This window comes from Nocardia sp. NPDC051929, assembly GCF_044548645.1.
Lineage (GTDB): Bacteria > Actinomycetota > Actinomycetes > Mycobacteriales > Mycobacteriaceae > Nocardia > Nocardia sichangensis.
This window is the reverse complement of record NZ_JBIUCG010000056.1, coordinates 1-7592: the sequence shown is the minus strand read 5'-3', so window position 1 is coordinate 7592 and position 7592 is coordinate 1. Positions and strand designations below refer to the sequence as shown.

Here is a 7592-nt window from a genome sequence, read left to right as displayed (position 1 = left end):
GACGCCACCACAGGCCGCGGACGATCCGTCGGCAACTCCAGCAAATCAGGCAGACCAGCCAACTGCTCCCGCCAGAAACCGATCTGCCGAGCCGCAATCGAACCCGGATCCGACTCCTCCCCCAACACCGCACGCTGCCACAACGCGTAATCCGCATACTGCACCCGCAACGACGACCACCCCGGAACCTCACCCGAAGTACGCGCCGCATACGCCACCATCACATCCCGCACCAACGGACCCATCGACGACGCATCCGCCGCGATGTGATGCACCACCACCGCCAACACATGTTCATGCGGCGCGTCCGCGATCCGCAGCAGCCGCACCCGCACGGGCACTTCTGCGGTCACGTCGAACGGAGTCGCCGCGAGCGTGTACACCTCGCTCGCGACCTCGTCCGCACCGATCGCATGCGCGCCCACATCCAGCGCCACCTGCCCGGCGGCCAGCACCACCTGCACCGGACCATCCGCGGTCTCCGGATACACCGTGCGCAGCACCTCGTGGCGCGCCACCACGTCGTGCAGCGCCGCACCCAGCGCGGCGACATCCAGTTCGCCGGTCAACCGCAATGCGAAGGGCAGATTGTAGGCCGTGGCGGCAGCGCCGTCCACGTGGTCGAAGCGGTTGAGGAACCACATCCGCCGCTGCGCCAACGACAACGGCAACCGCTCCGGCCGGGCGATGCTCCCCAGCTCCACACCACGCTCACCGGGCGTGTGCGACTCCAGCGCCGCCGCCAACCCGGCCACCGTCGAGTTCTCGAACAGCGCCCGCACCGGCACGCGAGCATCGACCGCCGCACCCAAGCGCGCCGCCGCCTGCGTGGCGACCAGCGAATTGCCGCCGAGCGCGAAGAAGTCGTCATCCGCGCCGACCCGGGTCACACCGAGCACTTCGCCGAACACACCCGCCACGATCTCCTCGACCGCCGTCGCGGGCGCACGGAACTCACGCGCGGTGAAGGCAGGTTCGGGAAGCGCCTTACGATCGAGCTTGCCGCTGGGATTCAGCGGCAACGCATCCAGTGCGACGATGGCGGCCGGAACCATGTAGCCGGGCAGCGTTTCCCCGATTGCAGCGAGCAGCTCGCCTTGCTCGATCGAGTACCCCGGCATGGGGACCGTGTAGGCGACGAGCTGGTCCCCGAGCGACGAAGGCGCGACCAAGGCCACCGCCTGGCTCACCGAAGGCTGCGCCAGCAGCGCCGTCTCGATCTCGCCCAGCTCGATCCGCTGACCACGGAACTTCACCTGGAAATCGGTCCGGCCGAGGTAGTCCAGCCGATGCGGCAGCGCTTCGGTCGGGGCGCGCCAGACCACCAGGTCACCGGTGCGGTACATCCGCTCACCGTTGCCGAAGGGATTGGCCACGAACCGGTCTGCCGTGAGATCGGGACGCCGCACATAACCGCGGGCCAGCTGATCACCGGCCAAGTACAGCTCACCGGGCACACCCACCGGCACGGGTTGCAGATGCGCGTCCAGCACATACACCTGGGTGTTCCACTGCGGCACGCCGATCGGCACGCTGCGCTCGTCCGCGGCCGTCGCGGGCCAGTAGGTCACCGACACCGCCGCCTCGGTCGGGCCGTAGAGATTGTGCACGGCCGCGTCGGTCACCGTGCGCACGGCGGCGACGGTCTCCGGCGGCAGCGCTTCGCCGATCACGAAGATGTCGCGCAAAGTGGGGCACGCCCCGGGAGCGGTGTGCGCGGCGAAGACCGTCAGCATGGACGGCACGAAGTCCGTCACCGTCACACCCTGCGCCGCAATGGTTTCCGCGACATACACCGGATCGCGGTGCCCGTCGTGGGCGGCGACGACCAGCTTCGCGCCCACGCGCAGCGGCAGGAAGTACCCCCACAGCGAGACGTCGAAGGTCGTCGCCGTCTTCTGCAGGTACACGTCGTCGGCGTCCAGCGGATAGGCCGCGAGCATCCAGCTGATCTGGTTCTGGATCGCGAAGTGCGAGATCGCCACGCCTTTGGGCCTGCCGGTCGACCCAGAAGTGAAGATCACGTACGCCGGATGGTGCGGCGACACCGGACGCACCAGTTCTTCCGCGCGAACCGGGCTGTCGTCGAATCGGTTCGGATCCAGCGCGTCCAGCAGCAGGACCGCGGTGCCTTCCGGCACGTCCACCGCGTCGGCGGAGGTCGTGAGGACGCAGACCGGCTGCGCCGTGTCGAGGATGTGCGCGATGCGTTCGGCCGGATGATCCGGATCCAACGGCACATACGCCCCACCCGACGCCACCACCGCATACATCCCCACCACGAGATCCAACGACCGCCGAACCGCCAACCCCACCAACGACTCCGCACCCACACCCTGCGAAATCAACAAACGCGCCAGCCGATTCACCCGCGCATCGAACTCACGATAAGTCAGCTCGACGCCCTCGTGCACCAAGGCCACCTCGTCCGCGTACGCCTCCGCGGCGCGCCGGTAACCGTCCAGCAGCAACTCTGCGGACACCGCGTACCTGGTGCTGTTCCACTCGAGCAGGATGCGTTCGCGCTCGGCGGGAGCCAGCAGGTCGATCGCGCCGATCGGCCGATCCGGCTCGGCCGCGACGGCGGTCAGCAACAGATCCAGCCGCCAGGCGAACTCGGCGATCGTCCGCTCGTCGAACAGGTCGGTGGCGTAGGTGAACATCGCCGTGAACCCCGTGGCCTGTCCACCGGCGGCGGGCACCACGGTCAATTGCAGATCGAATTTCGCCATCGCGCTGTCGAACTCGACCACCCGAGCGGACAGTCCGGGCAGAACTATCTCGGGCATGCTGAGGTTCTGGTAGAACAGCGCCACTTGGAACAACGGATGATGCGCCTGCGAGCGCACCGGGTCCAGCACCTCGACCAGCCGCTCGAACGGCAACTCGGCATGCGAGAACGCGCCGAGATCCGTTTCCTTCGTCCGACCGAGCAGTGCACGGAACGACGCGCCGAGATCGATCCGGGTGCGCAGGACCAGCGTGTTGACGAACATGCCGATCAGCGGATCGAGTTCCCGCTCGCCCCGGCCCGCCACGGGCGTGCCGATGGTGATGTCGTCGATGCCGGTGAGCCGGGCGAGCAGCACCGCCAGGGCGCTGTGCACCACCATGAACTCCGAGGCGCCCGCACTCTGTGCCAGTTCGGCGAGACCTCGGTGCACGGAGGCGTCCACCACGAAGGTGTACTCCGCGCCCCGGCCGGAGGCGACGGCTGGACGCGGCCGGTCCGCGGGTAGGTCGATCCGGTCCGGGATGCCCGCCAAGGCGTCGCGCCAGTAGGCGATCTGGGCCGCGGCCACCGAATCCGGGTCGTCCTCGTCGCCGAGCATCGCGCGCTGCCACAGCGTGTAGTCCGCGTACTGCACGGGTAGCGGTTGCCAGGACGGGCGGGCCCCGTTGCGCCGGGACAGGAACGCGCTGAGCAGGTCACGCAGGAACGGCGCGACCGAAGCGCCGTCGGCCGCGATGTGATGCACCACCACAACGACCACGTGGTCACCGGGACCGATCTCGGCGAGTGCGATGCGCAGCGGCACCTCCGCGGCGACGTCGAAGCCGGTCAGCGCGAATCCGCGCAGCCAGTCCGGTAGCTCGTGCTCGGCGACCGGCTTCGGCGCGAGGTCGGGAACGGCCTGCGCGGCGGGCAGCACCACCTGATACCCGGTACCGTCCACCGCCGGATACACCGTCCGCAACGTCTCATGACGCCCGACCACATCCGCGACCGCCGCCTGCAACGCCGCCACATCCAACACACCCGACAACCGCACCGCGAACGGAATATTGTTCGCCGCGGACCCGGTATCGAACTGATTCAAAAACCACATCCGCCGCTGCGCGGGCGACAACGGCACCCGCTCCGGACGCTCCACCGCCACCAACGCGCGCCGGTCGCCCGCGCCCTTCAACGGCTCCAACCGCGCGGCGAGCGCGGCGACGGTGGGGCTCTCGAAGATCAGCCGCGCGGGCACCCGCGCCGCGATGGCGGCCCCCAACCGGGCCGCGACCTGCGTCGCGATCAGCGAGTTGCCGCCCAGCTCGAAGAAATCGTCGTCCGCGCCGACCGGCGCGCCAGGGCCGAGCAGTTCGGCGAACACCTCGCCGACCAACTCTTCGAGCGGGCCGACCGGCGCGCGGAACACCTTGGTCTGCAACCGCGGCGCGGGCAGCGCCTCGCGGTCCAATTTGCCCACCGGAGTCAGCGGGATCTCGTCCAGCACCATGACGACCGTCGGCACCATATGCGCGGGCAGGCTCTGCTCGGCGAACGCGGCCAGTTCGGCCGCGTCGGCGTCCATCCCCGGCGCGGCGTGCACATAGGAGACGAGAATGGTCGCGCCGCTATCCAGGTGGTGGCCGACGGTGACGGCGAAATCGACCGTCTCGTGCGCCGCCAGCACCGCATCGATCTCACCGAGCTCGATACGGAAACCGCGAATCTTCACCTGGAAGTCGTTGCGACCCAGGTACTCCAACTCGCCATCCGGCGTCCAACGCACCAGATCACCGGTGCGATAGAGGCGTGACCCATGCGCGTCGAACGGATTCGCCACGAAGCGGGACGCGGTCAGTCCCCGCCGTTCGTGATAGCCGCGGGCCAGTTGCGCACCGGCGATGTACAGCTCCCCCACGACACCGCTGGGGACCGGGACCAACCGCTCGTCCAGCACGTATTCGGTGACGGCCCGGATCGGCGCGCCGATCGTCACCGGTTCCCCCGGCACCAGTGGCGCGCTGATGTTCGTCATGATCGTGGTCTCGGTCGGGCCGTACCCGTTGAAGAACTCACGGGTGCGCCCACCCGACACCGGTAGCACCCAGCGCCGCACCAGCTCCGGCGGGCACGCCTCGCCACCGGCCACCACCACACGCAACTCGTCCAACCCCGCCGGATCCACCGACGCCAGCGCGGCCGGCGTCACGAACGCGTGGGTCACGGCCTCCCGGCGGATGAGGGACGCGAATTCCTCGCCGCCGAACACCGTGGGGGACGCGACGACCATGGTGGCCGCGCCACCCAGCGCGAGCAGCAACTCCAGCACCGACGCGTCGAACGACGGCGACGCGAAATGCAACGTCCGCGACGCACTCGTCACCCGATACCGATCACGCTGCTCGGCACAGAAGCTCGCCAGCCCCGCCTGCGTGACGACCACACCCTTCGGCTTGCCCGTTGAGCCGGAGGTGTAGATGACGTAGGCGGGATGCTCCGCGCGCAGCGGACGAACCCGATCGGTGTAGGTCACCGGATCGGCCGGGAACTCCGCGAGCCGCCGGGCGCAGTCCGCGGTGTCGATGGCCAGCCACTCGACCCGGTCCGGTAGGTCACCGCGGAGTTCCTCCACGGTCAGCCCGAAGACCGCGCCCGAGTCGGCGACCATGTGCTCGACCCGGTCGGCCGGATAATTCGGATCCACCGGCACGAACCCCGCACCGGTCTTTGCCACCGCCCACACCGCGACCACCGACTCCACCGAACGCGGAATACCGACCGCGACCAGATCCTCCGGACCCACCCCGCGATCGATCAACAAACGCGCCAAACGCGTGGACCGTTCGTCCAGCTCGGCATAGCTCAGCGCGGCCAGCGTGGCGGTCGCGTCGGCGAACACCACGGCCGCGCCGCTCGGGTTGGCCTCGACGGCGGTGGCCATCAATTGCGGCAGAGTGGTGACGCGGGGGCGGCGGGTCCGGGTCGGGCGCACACGCGCCGGGCGGGTCATACGCGCACCGCTTCCGCAGTCTCGTCACGCCGCTGCCCGACCGCCCGAACCATCGTGCTGCCTCACCCTGTCTATCGTCGCCGCACGCACGTCACCATGCTCCCCACCCTGGGATCATCGAACGTGCGCAGGTCGATCGTTACCTGACCACCGGCGCACGCCGAGCGCGACCGGCCTCGACCCTGGGGTTTCGGGTCGAAAACGGACGCACGTGACGAGTGCCGCGGTTGATTATTACCTGCCGACGCGCGATTGGGGTCGCGACGTCGGCAGGGATGGTCAACGGCGAGCGTCGAGCAGAGCGGCCAGCTGCGGTCCGATCACCGCCAGCGCCTCCGGTGTGGCCATCCGAGCGTGGGTGACCTCGACCGGCCGGTCGACGACCATGCCCTGGACGTACGGCCACCAGTCGGCCGCCGCGGCGCGCAACTCGTCGGTGGGATCGGCGACCGCCGCGCTGAAGTACTGCACGGTGCCGCGGAATACTCCGGGCCGGTGCTCGGCGATCAACTCCGCCGAGCGGACCGCGGTGCGGTAGATCCGGCGCAGCCGCTCGGGAGTCACCGCGACCAGATCGGCCGGGATCATGGCGTGCAACGCGGCCAACGACTCGTCGTCGAGTTCGTAGACATCGCCGTCCGCGGTGACCGCCGTGCCGAGGCCGAGTTCGGCCAGGGCCCCGCGCACCGCCGCGCGGAATCCGACCACGTCCGGATTCGGATGGCTGTCCATCATGGCCAGCAACTCCACCCGCTCGCCCGCGTCCTGCAACCTGGTGGCGATGGCATGGGCGAGCACGCCGCCGAGGGACCAGCCGAGCAACCGGTACGGACCCTGCGGTTGTACCGCCCTGATCTCGGACAGGTAGCGCTCGGCCAGTTCGTCCAGCGAACCGGGCAGCTCGACGTCCTCCGACAGCGCGGGCGATTGCAGGCCGAAGATCGGCTGCTCGACGGGCAGGAACTGGGCCAGACCCGCGTACGACCAGGCCAAGCCGTACATCGGATGCAGGCAGAACAGCGGTGCCGCCGATCCGCTCGCCCGGATGGGCAGCAGCACGTCCAGCGCCGCGGTGGCGTCGGCGTCGCCCGCGTCGATGCGCGCGGCCAAGCCCGCCACCGTGGCGTCGGTGAAGAACCACTGCACCTGCACCGTCGCTCCGGTCGCGTCCCGCAGCCGTCCGGCCACCTGGGCCGCGAGCAGCGAGTTACCGCCGAGCCCGAAGAAATCGTCGTCCAGGCCGACGCGGTCGGCGCCGAGCAGTTCGGCGAACGCGGCGGCCACGGCCTGCTCGGTGACCGTCTGCGGCGCGCGGTAGGCAGCTGTGCTGACGATCTCCGGCGCGGGCAGCGCCCGGCGGTCCAGTTTCCCGTTCGCCGTCAACGGCAACACCTCGAGCACGACCACCGCATCCGGGACCATGTAGCCGGTCAGGAATTCGGCGACTTCGCCGCGCACCACGGTCGGGTCGATGCTCGCGCCCGGGTCGGGCACGACGTACCCGATCAAACGGTCACCGGCATGCTCGTCGGTACGGACCACCGCGACCGCCTGCCCGACCCCGGCACAGCGCAGCAGCGCCGCCTCGATCTCCCCGAGCTCGATACGGAAGCCACGCAACTGCACCTGCTGATCACCCCGACCGGCGTACTCCAGGGCGGCGTCGTCACCGCGGGCACGCCAGCGCCCGATATCCCCGGAGCGATACATCCGCGAGCCCGGCGCACCGAACGGATCGGCCACGAACCGTGTCGCGGTCAACCCCGCACGCCCCAGATACCCGCGCGAGAGCTGCGCGCCGACCACATGGATCTCCCCTGCCACCCCGACCGGCGCCGGATGCAACCGGTCATCGAGCACATACGC

At 69.6% G+C, this 7592-nt stretch carries 2 protein-coding genes; both read right to left on the bottom strand.

The features are described from left to right. A partial coding sequence (locus ACIHAX_RS37600) for an amino acid adenylation domain-containing protein (RefSeq protein WP_397282426.1) occupies positions 1–5726 on the bottom strand: 5726 nt, incomplete at its 3' end. A gap of 279 nt (positions 5727–6005) precedes the next feature. Next, the coding region (locus tag ACIHAX_RS37595) for a thioesterase domain-containing protein (RefSeq protein WP_397282424.1) at positions 6006–7592 on the bottom strand (1587 nt) is incomplete at its 5' end.